The sequence below is a fragment of the Clostridium kluyveri DSM 555 genome (assembly GCF_000016505.1).
GTDB classification, from domain to species: domain Bacteria; phylum Bacillota; class Clostridia; order Clostridiales; family Clostridiaceae; genus Clostridium_B; species Clostridium_B kluyveri.
This window is the reverse complement of record NC_009706.1, coordinates 1,002,224-1,020,510: the sequence shown is the minus strand read 5'-3', so window position 1 is coordinate 1,020,510 and position 18,287 is coordinate 1,002,224. Positions and strand designations below refer to the sequence as shown.

The 18,287-nt window shown below is 30.3% G+C and carries 14 protein-coding genes, 1 other RNA gene and 1 other annotated feature; of the genes, 4 read left to right on the top strand and 11 right to left on the bottom strand.

The features are described 5' to 3' along the window. Positions 1-97 precede the first annotated feature (97 nt). Both CKL_RS04950 and CKL_RS04945 read left to right on the top strand, forming a co-directional pair. Positions 98-1,003, top strand: a complete 906-nt coding sequence (locus CKL_RS04950; RefSeq protein ID WP_012101380.1) for a LysR family transcriptional regulator — start codon at positions 98-100, stop codon at positions 1,001-1,003. A 178-nt stretch (positions 1,004-1,181) separates the two neighbouring features. Continuing rightward, a complete protein-coding gene (locus CKL_RS04945; RefSeq protein ID WP_012101379.1) occupies positions 1,182-1,994 on the top strand; it encodes a glycosyltransferase family 8 protein in 813 nt (270 codons plus the stop codon). 218 nt (positions 1,995-2,212) lie between these two features. Here the strand turns inward: CKL_RS04945 and CKL_RS04940 are convergent, their stop codons facing one another. The 4 genes from CKL_RS04940 to CKL_RS04925 form a co-directional block, all read right to left on the bottom strand. Then, on the bottom strand, positions 2,213-3,511 hold the full coding sequence (locus CKL_RS04940; protein ID WP_012101377.1) for a glycoside hydrolase family 18 protein: 1,299 nt from the start codon (positions 3,509-3,511) through the stop codon (positions 2,213-2,215). A 67-nt stretch (positions 3,512-3,578) separates the two neighbouring features. Continuing rightward, a complete protein-coding gene (cysK, locus tag CKL_RS04935; protein ID WP_012101376.1) occupies positions 3,579-4,490 on the bottom strand; it encodes a cysteine synthase A in 912 nt (303 codons plus the stop codon). Between the two features lie 41 nt (positions 4,491-4,531). After that, complete coding sequence (locus tag CKL_RS04930; RefSeq protein WP_012101375.1) at positions 4,532-5,680, bottom strand: trans-sulfuration enzyme family protein; 1,149 nt, start codon at positions 5,678-5,680, stop codon at positions 4,532-4,534. A gap of 3 nt (positions 5,681-5,683) precedes the next feature. Beyond that, positions 5,684-6,316 (bottom strand): class I SAM-dependent methyltransferase, encoded by a 633-nt coding sequence (locus CKL_RS04925; protein WP_012101374.1) that lies wholly within the window; start codon positions 6,314-6,316, stop codon positions 5,684-5,686. 100 nt (positions 6,317-6,416) lie between these two features. Continuing rightward, positions 6,417-6,687, bottom strand: a binding site (T-box leader). Positions 6,688-7,176: 489 nt separating this feature from the next. On the opposite strand from CKL_RS04925, the gene CKL_RS04920 reads away from it, so the two are divergent. Together CKL_RS04920 and CKL_RS04915 are read left to right on the top strand one after the other, a co-directional pair. Continuing rightward, the gene (locus tag CKL_RS04920; RefSeq protein ID WP_012101372.1) at positions 7,177-7,698 is read left to right on the top strand and encodes a sigma-70 family RNA polymerase sigma factor; all 522 of its coding nucleotides are present in this window, start codon (positions 7,177-7,179) and stop codon (positions 7,696-7,698) included. Then, positions 7,688-8,671: a DUF4367 domain-containing protein gene (locus tag CKL_RS04915; protein WP_012101371.1), complete on the top strand. Its 984-nt coding sequence runs from the start codon at positions 7,688-7,690 to the stop codon at positions 8,669-8,671. Before CKL_RS04920 ends, CKL_RS04915 begins: the two co-directional genes overlap by 11 nt. A gap of 98 nt (positions 8,672-8,769) precedes the next feature. Here the strand turns inward: CKL_RS04915 and ssrS are convergent. The 7 genes from ssrS to CKL_RS04885 all read right to left on the bottom strand — a co-directional run bounded on the left by ssrS (position 8,770) and on the right by CKL_RS04885 (position 18,272). Further along, positions 8,770-8,955: non-coding RNA, 6S RNA (gene ssrS / locus CKL_RS19715), on the bottom strand. Positions 8,956-9,090: 135 nt separating this feature from the next. After that, positions 9,091-9,738, bottom strand: coding sequence for a fructose-6-phosphate aldolase (gene fsa, locus CKL_RS04910; protein WP_012101370.1), 648 nt, complete (start codon positions 9,736-9,738; stop codon positions 9,091-9,093). Positions 9,739-9,815: 77 nt separating this feature from the next. Further along, positions 9,816-10,553, bottom strand: coding sequence for a 5'/3'-nucleotidase SurE (surE, locus tag CKL_RS04905; RefSeq protein WP_012101369.1), 738 nt, complete (start codon positions 10,551-10,553; stop codon positions 9,816-9,818). 56 nt (positions 10,554-10,609) lie between these two features. Next, positions 10,610-14,062 (bottom strand): helicase-exonuclease AddAB subunit AddB, encoded by a 3,453-nt coding sequence (addB, locus tag CKL_RS04900; protein ID WP_012101368.1) that lies wholly within the window; start codon positions 14,060-14,062, stop codon positions 10,610-10,612. A 117-nt stretch (positions 14,063-14,179) separates the two neighbouring features. Further along, positions 14,180-16,624, bottom strand: a complete 2,445-nt coding sequence (locus CKL_RS04895) for a mannose-1-phosphate guanyltransferase (protein WP_012101367.1) — start codon at positions 16,622-16,624, stop codon at positions 14,180-14,182. Between the two features lie 231 nt (positions 16,625-16,855). After that, positions 16,856-17,791, bottom strand: a complete 936-nt coding sequence (locus tag CKL_RS04890) for an SPFH domain-containing protein (RefSeq protein ID WP_012101366.1) — start codon at positions 17,789-17,791, stop codon at positions 16,856-16,858. Positions 17,792-17,846: 55 nt separating this feature from the next. Further along, on the bottom strand, positions 17,847-18,272 hold the full coding sequence (locus CKL_RS04885) for an NfeD family protein (protein WP_012101365.1): 426 nt from the start codon (positions 18,270-18,272) through the stop codon (positions 17,847-17,849). Positions 18,273-18,287: the final 15 nt, after the last annotated feature.

Here is an 18,287-nt window from a genome sequence, read left to right as displayed (position 1 = left end):
TAATACCTTTGATAATTCTAATATATATTTTTATGTTTATTAATAGCTTTTTGCTATCATTTATGTTATCTTTATTACAGGGGAGGCAGATGATCCAATGAATTTAAATCAATTGTATTATTTTAAAGAAATTGCCCATTTACAACATTTTAGACAAGCAGCTGCAAAATTAAATATATCCCAGCCCAGTCTGAGTAAGTCCATAGCAAATTTAGAAGAAGAACTTGAACTTTGTCTATTCGAAAAAAACGGTAGAAATGTTGTACTAACAAAATATGGTTTAATATTTTTAAATCATGTAGAAAAAATATTACATGATTTAGATAATGCTAAAAAAGATATGAAGCAACTAGCCAGTAGTGATCAGGGCCATGTTGATATAGCATATATTTTTCCATTATCCCAGTATTATATTCCAAAAACAGTACGCAGCTTTTTAAACTTGGAAGAAAATAGAAATGTCACCTTTACTTTTAAACAGGGTATTACTGATGAATTGCTGGAGGGTTTAAAAAACGACGAATATGATTTAATATTTGCATCCTATGTAGAAGATGAACCAGATATAATTTTTATTCCCATTTTTGATCAAAAACTATTTGTAATTGTTCCGCTAGATCACCCTTTAGCAGAATTGGACAGTGTTGATTTAAAAGATATTGAACCCTATCCTTTAGTAGGCTATGATAAAGCTTCTGGATTGGGCAAACTTACTTCAAAGTTATTAAAAAATATGGATTTACATCCAAAGATCATATGTGAAGCTTCTGATGAATATGCTCTTTCTGCCTTAGTGGCCGCAAATTTTGGAGTATCCATTATAGCTGAAGCACCTGCTCTTAAATATGCTAAAGTAAAAAAACTACATATTAAAAATATTAAATATTCCAGACAAATTCATTTGGCTTACAAAAAAAATAAATATTTTGCCCCTGCAGTTCACAACTTTATCTCCTATGTAAAGAATAAAAGTTATGGAGAAAATTCTGATTTTTTTACATAGTTTATATATCTAATTTTAAAATTCCGACTCTAGTATATCAGGATTTATGCTATAGTAAGTTTATAAAGTTATTTTTTCAGGTGGAGCTTACCTGGATTTATTCTCTATTTCGAAGAACATAAGAGTGCTTGTAAAATGATGGCCTAAAAATAAAATTATTAATATGGAGAAAATATAGATGAACATTCTTGTTACATTAGATTCAAATTATTTAAAACCACTAAAAGTTATGCTTAAATCTCTATTTTTAAATAATCCAAAAGAAAAATTTTGTATTTATATAATGCATTCAAATATAAAAGAAACCGAATTCTATGATATAGCTCAATTTATAAAAAAAGAAGATCATAAACTTTTCATTATAACTATAGAAGATGAATATTTTAAACATGCCCCTTTAACAAAACACTATACTAAAGAAATATATTATAGGCTGCTGGCATTTAAATTTCTGCCTTCAACTATAAATAAGATATTATATCTTGATCCGGACATTATTGTTATAAATCAAATAAGAAAATTATATGATATTGATATTTCTGAATATCTTTATGCTGCAGCACACCACAGTACATTACCCGTTAAGGAAATTAATAAATTAAGGTTGAAACCCTACGAAATTGAAACATATTACAACTCTGGAGTTCTTTTAATGAATATTAATCTTCAAAAAAATATAATAAAAGAAGACCAAATCTATGAATTCGTGGATAAAAATAAAAACAAACTTATACTACCAGATCAAGATATAATCAACGCACTATATTCTAAACATATAAAAAAAATTGACGAAATACTATTTAATTATGATCCAAGATATTACAAATATAATAGACTTCTAAGCAAGGGAGATATTAATATGGATTATATCATCAATAATACTTCTATAATCCACTTTTGTGGAAAGAAAAAACCCTGGCACAAAAATTATACCGGGGATTTTCACTCCTTATATAAACATTATGAGAAGCTGGCATTATGTGAATCTTAAAATTGATATAAATTAATTTTAACTTTAGCAGTTACATTTTAAAATGCACTTAGTCCAATAGATGTATTTTAATTTTTGGTATTCTTTTCTATTGTTCCATCAGCGCTTATTTATTGTAAATATCTTCATATCAATATAATTTAAAAAGGGAAATTGATAAACAATAAATTTTATATCAATTTCCCTTTTAAATCTGTATATATTTTTTTAATGTACCTTCAACTTACAGGTGGTATAACCTTTGTAATCTGAAACATGTTGTCTAGAATTCTCCAATTCTGTGGAAAAGCCTTGCCCAACTGCCAAAAGCTTACCCCCCTTAATCCATATTCATTTACAAGTTTATATTTTGCTTCCATGCTCCTGGCATCTTCAAACCATACTACATGCTCTCTGCCTTCTTCATCTATATAATTATAATAAGGAGACTCAGCTTTAGTATCATATTTAATTTGTGCCCCATATCTCCTAGCCCTATTTACTGCTTCTTGGTTTCCAATACTTTCTGCAAATTCACCCCCTGGAGTATAAGGAAGTGTCCAATCATATCCATATAAAGGAACCCCCATCATTATCTTTTTAGGTGGAATTACACTTACTGCATAATTTATTACTTTACGTACTTCATTAATTGGTGCAACTGCCATAGGTGGTCCTCCCGACCATCCCCACTCATAAGTCATTATTATAACAAAATCAACTATCTCGCCATGAGCTCTATAATCATGAGCTCCATGCCAGGCGCCAACTGTTACATCATATGTTTTCGGTGCTAATGCGGTCCCTACCACATACCCTAATGGGTGGGCTCTTGATACTAATTTTCTAAGAAAGTTATTGTATTCTTCTCTATCAGAAGGTGGAATCCTTTCAAAATCAACTATAACTCCATAATAGGACTTCTTATCCATGGTATTTATTATATTATTTATTAAAGTGTTTTGAAGATTTTCATTATTTAATATATTCCCTATTAATTCTGTATCAAAATTTGCTCCTGACAAATTGGTCACAGAAAGCAATGGTGCTACTCTGTTATTTCTGGCCAGACTAATAATAGTTTCATCTCTAAGTGGAGTCAATCCCCCTTCTGCTGTAACATGGTGGCTAAAAGGAGTTATATAAGTCAAATATGGAGCTGCATCATTTACAATTCTGGTTTCTCTATCAACATTAGAAGGCTGTATGAAGCCATTAGTTTCAATAACACCATAATTTTTTGACTTATCTGGTATTCTAAGTACCATTCCAGGATAAATGGCTGAAGGGTCTGAAATATTATTTAATTGGGCTATGCTATTTACAGAGACACCAAATCTTTCAGATATAGACCATAGTGAATCTCCTGGTCTTACTCTGTATGCTCTTTCTTTGGTTGGAATTACAAGTGATTCTCCCACTACTAAACTTAACTGAGGCTCAATACCATTGGCATCTATAATGCTATCTGGAGTAACTCCAAATCTTCTAGCTATGGACCATATAGAATCACCAGGACGAACTACGTGTATATTCAAATATAGGCGCTCCTTTTTATTTATTATCATTAATCATTATATTCATTACTTCTATTTCTGTTCTAGCTTAATGATAAATATTTTTACTAAAATACCTATCGCCTCTATCTGGAAATACTACAACTATATTTCCTTTATCTATGGACTGTGCTAATTTTAAGGCTCCTACCAGAGCTGCACCTGAAGAAGAGCCAACTATTAATCCTTCTTTTTCAGCCAGTTTCCTTACCATATGAAAGGCTTCTTCATCATTCACTTTTATGATTTTATCTACTAAACCCATATCCATAGTTTCAGGGATAAAGTTATTACCTATACCCTCAATACCATAGCATCCTTCAGTTCCTCCTCCCATAGTAGAACCTTCTGGATCAACTAAAATTGATTTTATATTTTTATTTTTTTCTTTCAAATACTGTGCAACACCTGTAAAGGTTCCACCACTGCCTGCACCAGCTACAAGATAATCTATATTTCCCTCCATGTCCATGTATATTTCAGGACCTGTAGTTAGATAATGTGCTTTAGGATTATCTTCATTTTCAAACTGTTTTAACGAAATTGAATTCGGTATATCACGAAGAAGCTCTTGAGACTTTTCTATAGCACCTAACATGCCTTCTTCTTTTGGAGTGTTTATTATTTCTGCACCTAAAGCTTTCATCAATATTTGCTTCTCCTGTGAAAATTTTTCCGGAACTACAAATATAACCTTATATCCTCTATTTAATGCTCCAAGTGCAATACCTAATCCTGTATTCCCTGCTGTAGCCTCCACTATAGTGTATCCTTTATTTAAAAGCCCTTTTTTTTCTGCACTGTCTATCATATATAATCCAATTCTATCTTTTACACTTCCTCCAGGATTAAAACTCTCCAATTTAGCAAATATACCAATCTCTCTTTTTACATTAAGATTATTTAATTTTAGTATAGGAGTATTTCCTACCATTTCTTTTATATCATTATAATAAACCATATTGGTACTCCTCCATATTATTTTTTGCTTTTCAGATTATATCATCTTGCAAACTCCAATGCATTTTTTAAATCTTCTATGAGATCTTCTTTATTTTCAAGACCTACAGACAATCTAATTAACCCATCTTCTATTCCAATCTCCTGTCTTATCTCATAAGGTATAGCTGCATGGGTCATAGTAGCTGGATGGCATACCAGGGATTCTACTCCTCCCAGACTTTCTCCTAGAGTTATAAGTTTTAATCCTTTAAAAAATTTATTTATATCTAATTCATCTTTTAATACAAAAGAGATAATTGCTCCATATCCTCTGGCCTGAGATTTTTGAATTTCATGATCAGGATGGTTTAAAAATCCTGGGTAATAAATTTTATCTATTAAATTATTTCCCTTTAAAAATTCAGCTGTATAATTAGCATTTTCATCGTGTCTGTCCATCCTAACAGACAATGTTTTTATTCCCCTTATTAGAAGCCAACTGTCAAATGGATTTAATATACCTCCTGTAGAATTTTGAATAAAATGAATTTTCTCTCCTAATTCTTCATTGTTTACTACAAGGAGACCAGCAATCAAATCACTGTGTCCCCCCAAATATTTAGTAGCACTATGGAGTACTATATCAGCTCCCAATTTTATAGGTTTTTGCAGATATGGAGTCATAAAGGTATTATCTACAATTGTCATCACTTTATTTTCTCTGGCAATTTCACTTATCTTTGCTATATCCGTTATAGTCATAAGAGGATTAGTAGGAGTTTCAATGAATATTGCTTTAACATTTTGATTTCGATTAAGACTCTCTCTAACTTTTTCCAGGTCACTGGTATCTACTAATTCATACTCTAAATTAAAATTTTTAAATATCTTATCTACAACTCTAAAGGTTCCTCCATATACATTACTAGAAAGTATTACCTTATCTCCACTTTTAAAGAGCATAAGCACTGCTGATATAGCCGCAAGTCCTGATGCAAAGGCAAACCCTCTGCATCCTTCTTCTAAATCTGCAATTAATTTTTCCACAGCTTCTCTTGTGGGATTTCCTGTCCTAGAGTATTCATAACCGCTATTTTTACCAAGTGCCTCCTGCTTGTAAGTAGAAGTTTGATATATAGGCACACTAACTGCTCCCGTAATTTTATCTCCATCTATTCCACCATGTATCAACAATGACTCAATTTTCATTAGTTATTCTCCTTCCTTAACCCCGCTTGCTATAAATATTCCTGTTTCCATATATTCACCTTCACTTGAATAGGCCTTACCTTTTAACTCTGTAGTCTCAATGCCTATTTTTTTAAATCCCGCTTCATCCATCCAATGGTTTATTTGTTCATGAGAAAATCCCAGCCATTCATCATGCATTTCAATTTTTGCCCATTCTCCATCATGTTCTTCCACATCTGATATGATAAATGTTCCTTTATTTTTTAAAATTCTATAGGCTTCTTTTACTACTTTTTCAGCATCCACAACATGATGAAGTGCCATATTCATATAAACAGCATCTATAGACTCATCAAATAAAGGAATATCCACTGCTGAACCCTTTATAGGATATATATTTTTTATTCCTCTATCTGAAGATGTATCATGCAATTCCTTTAACATATTTCTAGAATTATCTATAGAAAACACCAGTTTTGCTTCTTGAGATAGAGCTAAAGAAATAAATCCTGTTCCACAGCCTAGATCTGCACATATTTTATCATTTATATTAAACTTAGAAAGTACAATATACTTCAATCTATCCTCAAAATAATCTTCCCTAATTACATTCCACCTATCTGCAATAGAATCAAAATAAGCTACTGAATTCATAATTATTTATCCTCCTAAAATATATAATTAATTTTTAATTCTAAATAAAAAATGTTCTTCAAATTCCGGAATTTTGAAAAACAAAAACCTTCTGCCTCTATACAGAGGCAGAAGGTTACTTCCGCGGTTCCACTCTGTTTATCCCATATAAACTTTATAAAAACTATATAAATACAAGTTTACATGTGAAAACTCTTTATTGGTACAATCATACCTCAACGTTTTAACGTACGTACACGCTGAAATCTACTAAGATTCAACTCAGTGCTCAAAGATGCACTTCAATTACCTCCCACCAAAACTCCCTTACACCCAAGGGGAATTCTCTCTTGTAGTTTTGTGTAATTTACTCTTCTCATCATCGCAATTATTATTAATTTACTATGTATTAAATTTACAGTTTCATAATACTACATAAATTTAATATAATCAAGAAAAATATTTTACCTTTTAAAATATAAATTTATTTAGTCTTATTATATACAAAAACATATAATTTGTTAATAAAAAATTTTGTATAAATATAAAATAATAAATAAACATTATATTAATTATATCTTTCAATTTTAATTATATTCCAGAAAGTATTAATTATAAGAAAATTTAAATACTTTACAGTTTAAAAATCCTAATTTAAAATTAATTATAATGAATACTTTAATATGGAATTTTCAAGAATCCATATTAAAAATGATTACATGACTAAAAAACAATAATTTTTACATAAGACAAAAATTATAATCTATATATGCAGAATTACGGAATAATTTATATTTTCTAATTGATGCTATGAAAATATAGTTATGAACCAGGAGCATAAAATAAGTATATTCCGTCTAATATAGAGGAAGGAGGATAATTTGGACAAGGAGCTGGAAAGGCTAATGAATTGTTATGGAAATGACATACTAAGGACTGCCTACATTTATCTTAAGGATATACATTTGGCAGAGGATGTCTTTCAGGATGTATTTATAAAAGTTTACAATAACTTTGATAAATTCAATGGAAAAAGCAGTGAAAAGACTTGGATACTTACTATAACCATAAACACTTGTAGAGATATGCTTAGAAGTTGTTGGATAAAAAAAGTTCTGAGATTCGATGATACTGAATACGGAATATTTAATTCTACAGATGATTTAAATGATACAGAAGATACTGTAATTAAAAATATAGAATACGAAGATATTTTAAAGAAGGTTATGGATTTACCGAAAAAATACAAGGAAGTTATACTCTTGTATTATTATCAGGAATTGTCCACCTCCGAAATAAGTAAAATTTTAAAGATACCTGAAGGTACTGTAAGAAGCAGACTTTACAGAGCAAGAGGAATATTAAAATATAATATAGGTGGTAGTATTGAATATGAAGGATAACATGAGAAATTTAAGGGAAATAACTAATTTAGTTTTAAAAGACATCCATGTAACTGAAAAGCTAAAAGATGATACTCTAAAAAAGTGCAAATATAAAAAGAAATTAAGATTAAAACCTATATATGCTATAGGTATATCTACTGCAATAATTATATTTGCTCTAATAGATTATCATCATTATACTAATTTCCATAGTAATATAACTAAAAAATATATATATAATAATCCTATTGCAAGGGTGTCTATTAAAGCCTTAGATAAAATTATAGGAAAATCCACAGAACCCGCATTAAAAACTACAGAGGATAAATCAAAAAAATCAATACCGGCTGAAGATAATCCCTCAATTAACAGTGAAATTTCTCAAAATACTAAAAAAGATTTAGATTCAAAATCTAATTCTACTTCAGATTCAAAAGATTCAAAATCTAATATAAATAACAACGATAATACTACAACTTCACTACCTGAATCAAATGATACTACTGATTATCCAGTGGAAAATAAAAATCTAGAATCTGAAGATAAAACCACCGCGGCAAACCCAACAGAAAGTCCGGAGGAAACTAAAACCACATCTCCAGATATGTTAAGCCTTGCTAATGCACAAGACTATTTTGGCGGAAATATTTCTATGCCTTCCTATATACCAGAAAATTTTGCACTGACAAATATACATATTCCAGAAGATACAGAAACAGGAAAAACTATAACTATCGATTATAGCAACCCCGAAAATAAATATTTTAAGTTAATCCAAAGTAAAGAACTTTCTTATAATAGTTTTAATATTTCTGGTGAAAAAGTATCTATTAATGATAAAATCCAAGGATATATATATATATATAATGATCCAACTGTTTCAGATTCTCCTATAGTACAGATATGGTGGACTAAAGACAATATTGAATATACTATATGTGGTAATATATCTAAAGACTCTATATTATCTATAGCTAAATCAATTAACTAATATAAATATAAAATCCCCATTAATGACACCACTTTATTATACAATACGTAAAAAGAGAGATTAAAATCTCTCTTTAAAAATCATAACCTTAACGATTACACTTATCCAAAATACCGCTAAACTTTATTTTGACACCTATATAACTACAGGTGGATGTCCTCACAGATGTATTCATCTTCCTCATATTTAAGAACTAGTAGAGGATACATGTACCCATCTAAATATTGAACTTCCGTTTAAATAATGTAGTTCAAAACAAAAGCTTGCGTATATTTCAGAATGTAATCAGCTATCTACAAATTGCACTTAATTAACTTTTATTTCATAGTCATTATATAACAACCAATTTATTATGTCAACTATGTATTCTTAAAATTTTATTATATAATTAGTAACAAATTTAGTAATTATATAATATACTATTTGTCAGGAACACTTTCCCAATCTTTAAGAAATCTTTCTATACCAATATCAGTCAAAGGGTGCTTACACATCTGCACTAAAACCTTATATGGAACTGTAGCAATATGAGAACCCAAAGCAGCACATTTAACTACATGTATAGGTCCTCTTATACTAGCAGCTATAATTTCAGTAACTATATTCTGAACTTTAAATATAGTTACTATTTCCTCTATTAATTTAATTCCATCCATACCTACATCATCTAATCTTCCAAGAAAAGGGCTTACATATGAAGCTCCAGCTTTTGCAGCCAAAAGCGCCTGTGCTGCAGAAAAAATTAGAGTTACATTTGTCTTTATTTCTTCCTGTGAAAGAACTTTTACTGCTTTTAAGCCCTCTTGTGTCATTGGAATCTTTATTACAATATTTTTATGTATTTTCACAAGTTCCCTGGCCTCTTTTACCATTTCTTTCCATTCTAAACTTATTACTTCTGCACTTATAGGACCATCTACTATATCAGTTATTTCTTTTACTACTTCTTTAAAATTTCTACCTTCCTTAGCAATTAAGGAAGGATTAGTTGTAACTCCACATATTATGCCCATATCATTTGCTTTTCTTATTTCATCCACATTAGCAGTATCTATAAATAGTTTCATTAAAAATTTTCCTCCTCTTGTTTTGTATAATTAGAGTTTATATAAAAAATACAATGTACAGTTTAAACATATACATATTATTTTTCAGTAAAAAGATTATTAATATCCCCTAATATTTTATAATTAGTTAAATCATAATGCAAGGGACTAAGTGCTGCATATCCTCTTTTTACATAATATATATCCGTGTAATTATAGCTTAATTCTTCTGTCTTTTCACCTTTATCATATATTTCCTGCAAATGGTATTTAAACCCCACTCTGCATACCTTTAGACCTTTTATTTTTTCTCTAGGTAGGCAAGGTACATTTAAACTTAAAACTACATTTTCATCTTTGTTTTTATACTTATCCTTATATATAGAGAAAACTTCCAGGGCATATTCTGCCGCTATATTATAATCATAATTACCTCCTTTAGTATCAAGGGATACAGCTATGGAAGGAGTCTCGCATATAGCAGCTTCTATAGCTGCAGATACAGTTCCAGAATATAAGGAATCTATACCTAGATTAAATCCATTATTTATTCCAGATATAACCATATCTATTTGATTATTTCCTAATTTTCGCACTCCTAATCTGGCACAATCTGCAGGAGTGCCAGTAATACTGTAAGCTTTTGAATTTATTCCTTCAAGTTTTACTTCCTGTATAATCAATTCACCTGGTACAGTAGTTATACAGTGGCCGCTGCCACTTCTTTGTACATCCGGTGCCGCAATTATAACTTCATTATCCTTTTCAAAGTGTTTAGCCAGTACCTGTATTCCTTCTGCCATTATTCCATCATCGTTAGTCAGTAACAATCTCATTTTTTATCCTCCAATGCTAATTATAATGTATATTTAAATCAAAAATTACGAACACACTATTCTTGAACTTTATTTTCTATATGCTTCCATATTTCTTCATCACTTTTATCTTCAATTATTCTATATTTATTTCCTTTTATAGAGGTATCAAATTGACATATAGCCGAATATTCACAATAACTACAGCCATTTTTAGTTTTATTTTTATAAGGGGTAACCTCTATATTTCCAGTCAATATTTTTTTACATAAATCCGCTATAGTACTTCTTACGTACTTCCTTAGAATTTCAAACTGCTTTCTTGTGGCCAATGATGATTTAGACTTAGAAAGATTTCCATCTTTCTTTATGGAAACAGATATAATATCTGAACTTTTTTCCATGCTGGTATCCATCTGCCTTATTACATTTACATCATTTAAAAGCAATCCATTCATTTTTAAACTCTTAGTTATTCTATCTTCTATTTCATGGTCAGGTATATTTTCTTTAGTCCTTACTATAGGATCTTCCAACTTAAAATACAATAATCCTGCAGGAATAGATTTCCCTTTAGTCATTTTATCAAACTCTGTAAGTATGGCATCTAAATATATTAAAAGTTGTAATTGAAAACCATAGTATACATCAGAAAGTTTAAATTCCCGGGTACCTGATTTATAATCCACTATTCTAATATAAGTTATTATATCTTCTTTTGCTGTATCCACCCTATCTACTTTTCCTGTAAGACTAACCTTTTCTCCTGAATCTAACTCTATTGAGATAGGAGGAAAATCACCTATTTCCCCAAAGACAAGTTCATAGGCTCTAGGTATAAATCTCCCTTTTTTCATATGTTGTGCTATGAGCCACACAGACCTTGTGAGAGTTTTCTTTAATTTATCTGTAACATGCTTATACTTTTTAGAACTGTTCAGTATAGAATTAGGATTGTCATACAAAACATTGTCTACTAAATCATTTATATTTTCTTCACAACATCTTTCATCTACATTTTCCCAAGTTAAACTTTTTTGTTTTAAACCTATAGAAAATCTTTCAAGTATACCATGCATAAAGCTTCCCAAATCTGGAGCACTTAAACTGTACATTTTCCTGTCTTTAACTTTAAGTCCGTATTGTACAAAATAGCCAAAGGGGCATTGTGCAAATTTCTCTAATCTTGAAACACTCATATTTAGATGTTTTCCATAGAGCCTTCTAATCTTAACTAAATCTGAAATTTTGATTTCATTATTGTAATAAAATGCACCTAATACCGTATCTAGTCTTTTATTCCAGATTTCATGTTCTCTGTACCACCTATAAACATCTATCCAAAGTGAATTTATATTTTCCCTATGACCTAAATTTCTTCTTATATTTGAAATTAACATATTAAAAGTGACTTTGGGACTGTTTACAGCTTCTATTCCCCCTTCATATCCTGATGCATCTAACAAATTACTTTTTTCCTGTAATTTGGGAAATATCTTCTTTATCATAGATATAACAACAGAAGGTCTTTTAGCTTTTCCTTCTTCATCACTCATAGAATAAGTCAATGTTAGATATTTATCCACTATAGTTAATGTAGCATATATTAAAAATTGTTCTTCAAAAGCCCTACTTCTCGTATTAGGTGCTATTTCCAATCCATTTTGTTTAAGTTCATCCCTGTCCTGATCTGTAAAAATCCCTTCCGGCGATATGGTTACAGGAAAGATTCCGTCATTAACTCCAGCTATGTAGAGTGCACTTATATTATAACTTTTTATTCTGGTTATATTACTTACTAAAACCTGATCTAAGGCAGGAGGTATTACCCCTATTTCATATTGTGAAAATCCTATTTCAAGTGCCTCATTGAATATTTCCATTCCAAAAGATTGTTCCCCTAGTACATCTACTATTTGATCTAGTACATCTACTACTATATCCCAAATCTGACTGTATTCATTTGCTTTATCTAATCTATCAGTATTTCTAAACTCTATTATAAGTTCTTCTACTTTTTCTGGTATTTTTAACTCACATAAAAAATTATAAAGTTCCTCACAGATATGTCTTCCTTTCTTCTTTCCCTTTATATCATTAGAAAGCTTTAATATTGGTTCTCTCACCTTATCCCTTATGCAATTTATTTTATTTAGATATTCTTGTTCTTCCTCAGAGTCATCTTCTTTAAAATTTCCGTAATTTATTTTAAAACTCCAGGGTTTTGTATCTAACCATTGCCTTCCTCTTATTCCATTAGCCAGCACATAATTCTCCAAAATATCTATATCATCAAATTCTAAATCCAAAAGTCCTGTTTTTAGATATCTGAATACAGACTCATAAGACCAATTTTTAGCCAATATTTCAACAGCAGAAATTATTAAAATTACAATTTGATTATGGATAATTTCTCTTTTTTTATCTATAAAATAAGGTATGTCGTATTGATTAAATACTGCTTTTATTAAATTTTCATATTCATCTAAATCTCCTGTAACCACTGCCATATCTTTAAATCTAAGATTTTTATCTCTACAGGCTTTTACTATATCTCTTGCAATATAATCTATTTCAGTGTATTTATTTAGAGCTTTAAATATATTTATGTCCTCTGTAGATTTCTCATAATTCTTATAAGGATATGAAAACAAAGAATGTTGAAGGTGTTGAAGTGCAGTACTATTTTTAAATCTATAACAGGGACTGCACCTTAAATTTACTGGTTTTTGGTAGATTATATTATTTTTTTCTGCTATTTGTAAAATATTTCGCTCTGTAATTTTAATAGGTAAAAACAAGTCTATGCTTTCTCTTTCTGAATATTCCCCCAATGCATCCATACACAAGGTTATATTTACTCTATATGCACTACACATAATTTTTTCTATTATACTGTATTCCTGAGGAGTAAAAGTAGAAAATTCATCTATCCATACCTCTGAATTCTTGAAAATAATGGATTTATCCAATTTTTCACATAATATGTGCAGTGTATCCTCTAAATCTATATAATTTTTGCTAAGCCTATTTTGAAATTCCAGAAATAACATTCCTATATCTTCTAATTTATTTTTTAAACTTTTATTTTCTATACTATCTAAATTTTCCTTTAAAAACTCCGGGGATATATTGTACTTCTTAAATTCTCCTATTATATCTGAAACCAGGTTTACAAAACCCTGTTTTTTTGCAGAAGTTTTGTAAACTTTTAATTTATTCTTGTTTTCTTCTATTATTTTATACAAAAGTATATTTTTCCCCGCATCATTTATATATTTTTTAATTCCCCCTCCTACTTCATCAAATACTTTTTCCGCCATCCTTCTAAAACTAAGTACTTGAGCTTTTAAAGTTCCCTTTTCTCCTATTGACTTTATTAAATTTTTTTCTGCCTGAAAAGAAAATTGTTCTGGAACTAAAAGTATCAGATTTCTGTCATTAACTTCTTGTATTCTTCTTTTAATATCTTCAAGACAATAATGACTTTTACCGCTTCCTGCTCTTCCATATATAAACCTTATACTCATAATACAATCACACCTATATTACTAAAAATTAATCCTACTTTTAATATTATTTACTATTTTTAATCTGTTATATATAATTTTAAAGTATATAAAAATAAATAACAAGTAGAAGATATTTTAGTATTCTTTAGTTATGGTAGTAATTTTGGTTAAAATGTCCTCTGTAAGTTTATTGAGCTTTTTATAATCACTGCACTCTGTATATATCTTACATAAAGGTTCATCTGCATCCGGCAGTACCAAGGCCCATCCATCTTCAAAATTAAGTTTTACCCCTTCAATTAAATCTATAGATTTTGAAATATTTTCTTCTATTAGGTTTCTCATAAGTTTCCCTTTCATATTCCATGGACACTTTATTTCTTTTTTGAAAGTATAGTATTGAGGAATAGTAGAAGTTATCTGTGAAAGGGTTCTATTACAGTTTGCCATAAAATTAATAACCATGGCACATACACTCACTGCATCCAGTGTCATAAGATATGCACTTACCATATCCCTCTCACTTAAATAAGGAGAATTTTTTAAATAAGTTTCTAGTATAAATTTGTGGGCAGTTTTGGTTCTTATAAATTTACACCCGCATATTTTAGCCAGTTTTTCCATGGTAGAAGAGGCTGTAACCGGAACTACTAAAGTTCTTATGTCATGGGTTTTAAGCATAACCAATGCATTTAGGGCATCATATAGATTGTCCTTTATTATACTTCCTTTCTCATCTATAATAACTGGTCTTTTACATTCTTCATCTATTTCAATTCCCAAACTTGCACTATCTTCTACAACTTTTTGAGCTAGTCCTTCCGTATCTCCAAATTTGTCATAAAGTTTTACCTCAACTTTAAGCTCCTTTAAAATTTCACTAATTACTTCAAATATCATAGGATCTTCTATACTTAAAACTGCTCTGTACTTTTGAATTTTTATATTTTCAAGAGAAAGTCCATTTATAAGCTGTCTTTCATAATATTCCAAACAATTGTATATATGCTCCATATGTTTAAATTTATCTGATCTAACTCTTCTAAAGTCCTCTCTTATAAAACTACTTTCTATCTTTCTTTCCATTGCTCTATCTATATTAAGTCCATTTTTATCCATAAATATTATAGTAACCTTTTCCGGGGCATTTCTACTTACACATACATAAATTCCTGCCTGAGCTCCAAAAAAAAGAATTGACTGTCTTATAAAGGCCATTGGCATTTTTTTTAAGTCCATAACCTCCATCCCCATGGACAAAAGCCCTGTAGCCAGAGAATATTTAAACATCTGTGCCGCCCCATTATCGCTGCAGGCTATGGCAACTCTGGAATCTGCCTTTAGAATAGAACCATAGGCAGAGCCAAGCTTTGAAACAAATTCTGGAGTTATATCTACATTTATCTCTCCGCCAATACCATTTTTCCCGAAAATAGACTTTAAAGCTTTTTCTTTCCATATGATATTGGAATTTACCAAAGTACCGCTTTCTATTATTTTATTTGGCCATATCTTAACTCCAGGCTTTATTATAGCCTTGTCTTTTATAATAGTATCATTTCCAAGGGCAGCTTCTTCAAATACAGAACATTGAGATTCAATTTGAACTTTTTTACAAAGCACAGCACCTCTTATTTGTGCCTTGTCTCCTATATAACAGTTATTAAAAAGTATACTTCTTTTTATGGTAGCTTCATGAGAAATAATGTTATTTTCCCCCAACACAGTATAAGGACCAATCTGGGCATTTTTATATATTTTACTGCCTCTTCCTATATATACGGGTTTTAAAATATTAGCCTGGGGACTTATTTCACATTCTTCTCCCATCCATATATCTTCACCATATTTTTCTGCATTTATGTTTATATTTGCAAGTCCCTTCAATATATCAAAATGGCATTTCATATACTGGTCGATATTCCCTATATCACACCAGTAACCTTCTGCCACATACCCAAAAACAGGTACCTTCTCTTTTAAAAGAAGCGGAAAAAGGTTACCACTGAAATCAAATTTTTTATTTTTTTCATAATATTTAAATATTTCTGGTTCTAAAATATATATTCCCGTATTTATTTTGTCACTAAATACTTCACCCCATCCTGGTTTCTCTAAAAAACCGGTTACTTTTCCTTTGTCATCTGTAACCACCACCCCAAATTCTAAGGGCACTGATTCTTCCTTCAGTACTAAAGTAGCCACAGCACCTTTTCTCTTGTGAAAAGCAATGGCCCTGGATAAGTCTATGTCCGTAAGGGCATCTCCGCTTATGACAATAAAAGTATCATTTAAAAATGCCTCTGCATTTTTAACACTTCCAGCAGTGCCTAAAGGTGTTTCTTCTATGAAATAACTTATATTAACCCCAAAATCTCTGCCATCCCCAAAATAATTTATTATTTCATCCGGTAAATATTGCAAGGTAGCCCCAATATCTTCTATGCCCACATTTTTAAGTAATTCTAATGCATATTCCATTATAGGTTTACCCATAATGGGCATCATAGGTTTAGGTATGTTACAGGTTAAGGGCCTTAACCTAGTTCCTTCTCCTCCTGCCATTATTATAGCTTTCACAAATATCACGCCCTTTATCTATTTTTAATATTAAATCCTATTTTCCTCTTTAGTTTCAGTTTTAAATATCATCTTCTTTACAATCATTTGATATTCTATTATATATTAGTATATTCTATATTATTACAATTACTTGTCTATTCCACATAAAATAGCATAAAAAATAGAGTGCCACAGGCTAATCTTGTTATCCCTGTCACACTCCATTTTCACTTTAAACATTATTTAGCTTTATTTACCTGCAAGCATATCAGCTATTGCTGCCATATTTCCAAGAGAAGATATGGCTTCATTTGGAAGTATAAGCTTATTTGCTGGATTTTTAGCCATTTCTTTCAATGCATCTACTTGTTTTAAAGCTATTACCTTTTCATCTGTACCAGACTCTATTATGGATCTATTTACTAAATTAATAGCTTCTGCTTCTGCTTCTGCAACAGATTTTATTGCCATTGCTTTACCTTCTGCCTCTAACATTTGAGATTGCCTAAGTCCTTCTGCTCTTCTAATATTTGCTTCTTTTTCAGCCTCAGCTTGAAGTATTTTAGCTTGTTTTTCTCCTTCTGCTCTGGCTATGTCACTTTGTTTTTGTCCTTCTGCCTGAAGTATTACAGCCCTTTTATCTCTTTCAGCTCTCATCTGTTTTTCCATGGCCTGTTGTATTTCAGCAGGAGGCATAATATTTTTGATCTCTACAGATAATATTTTTATTCCATAAGCATCTGTTATATCATCTACCACCCTTAAAAGTTCTCCGTTTATTTGATCTCTTCCTGAAAGCACCTCATCTAAAGTCATATTTCCTACAATATTTCTCATATTAGTAATAGTTGAAAAAACTATACCTGCCCTATAATCTTCTATATTGTATATAGCATCCTTTGGATTTAATACTCTGTAAAAAATAACATTATCTATAGATATTTTTACATTGTCCTTAGTTATAACACTTTGGGGTTCAATATCAAGTATCTGCTGTTTAGTTGAAACTTTTCTTCTCACAAAATCAACAAAAGGAATTATGAAATGCCATCCTGGTTCAAGTGTCCTGTGAAATTGCCCTAGTCTCTCTATAATTGTAACATACCCAGTATTTACAATCTTAATAGAAGATATCACCGCTGCCAGAATAATTATGAAAATAATTAAAATTACAATTGTACCCATAATACTTATCCTCCTTAAACTATAATTAATTTATCATTGCCTTAACATACACAACCTATATTTTCTTTATGATTAATCTATTTCCCTCCAATGCAGTCACTTTCACCGTGTCACCCTTCTTTAAAGTATCTCCCTGATTTTTTATATTCCAGTAAACTCCATCAATCCTTAAAGCTTTATTTTTAACCATCTCTTCATCTACAATAACTTCTTTTCCCACATAGGTTTCTTCTCTGAGAGGAGTGGGTTTTACATACTTTTTAATATTTTTCTTTACTATTGGATAACAAATAGCTATAAGCACTACACTAATTACTAAAAATACCATAAATTGAGTTATAAAAGGGTAATTCAATATTTCAGCTATAATTGCTCCAATGGCTCCCACAGTGAACCACACAAATAAAAAACTGCTTGTTATTATATCTACTGATAGAGCCGCTATTCCAATTATAGCCCATAAAATAATACTATTATACATATATCCTCCTTTCAT

What these genes read in the sequence shown, in the direction of transcription:
- surE (WP_012101369.1), bottom strand. Translation starts at nt 10,553, where the DNA reads ATGAGATTGTTACTGACTAACGATGATGGAATAATGGCAGAAGGAATA.
- CKL_RS04930 (WP_012101375.1), bottom strand. Translation starts at nt 5,680, where the DNA reads ATGAAAATTGAGTCATTGTTGATACATGGTGGAATAGATGGAGATAAA.
- CKL_RS04950 (WP_012101380.1), top strand. Translation starts at nt 98, where the DNA reads ATGAATTTAAATCAATTGTATTATTTTAAAGAAATTGCCCATTTACAA.
- fsa (WP_012101370.1), bottom strand. Translation starts at nt 9,738, where the DNA reads ATGAAACTATTTATAGATACTGCTAATGTGGATGAAATAAGAAAAGCA.
- cysK (WP_012101376.1), bottom strand. Translation starts at nt 4,490, where the DNA reads ATGGTTTATTATAATGATATAAAAGAAATGGTAGGAAATACTCCTATA.
- CKL_RS04890 (WP_012101366.1), bottom strand. Translation starts at nt 17,791, where the DNA reads ATGGGTACAATTGTAATTTTAATTATTTTCATAATTATTCTGGCAGCG.
- CKL_RS04915 (WP_012101371.1), top strand. Translation starts at nt 7,688, where the DNA reads ATGAAGGATAACATGAGAAATTTAAGGGAAATAACTAATTTAGTTTTA.
- addB (WP_012101368.1), bottom strand. Translation starts at nt 14,062, where the DNA reads ATGAGTATAAGGTTTATATATGGAAGAGCAGGAAGCGGTAAAAGTCAT.
- CKL_RS04945 (WP_012101379.1), top strand. Translation starts at nt 1,182, where the DNA reads ATGAACATTCTTGTTACATTAGATTCAAATTATTTAAAACCACTAAAA.
- CKL_RS04925 (WP_012101374.1), bottom strand. Translation starts at nt 6,316, where the DNA reads ATGAATTCAGTAGCTTATTTTGATTCTATTGCAGATAGGTGGAATGTA.
- CKL_RS04885 (WP_012101365.1), bottom strand. Translation starts at nt 18,272, where the DNA reads ATGTATAATAGTATTATTTTATGGGCTATAATTGGAATAGCGGCTCTA.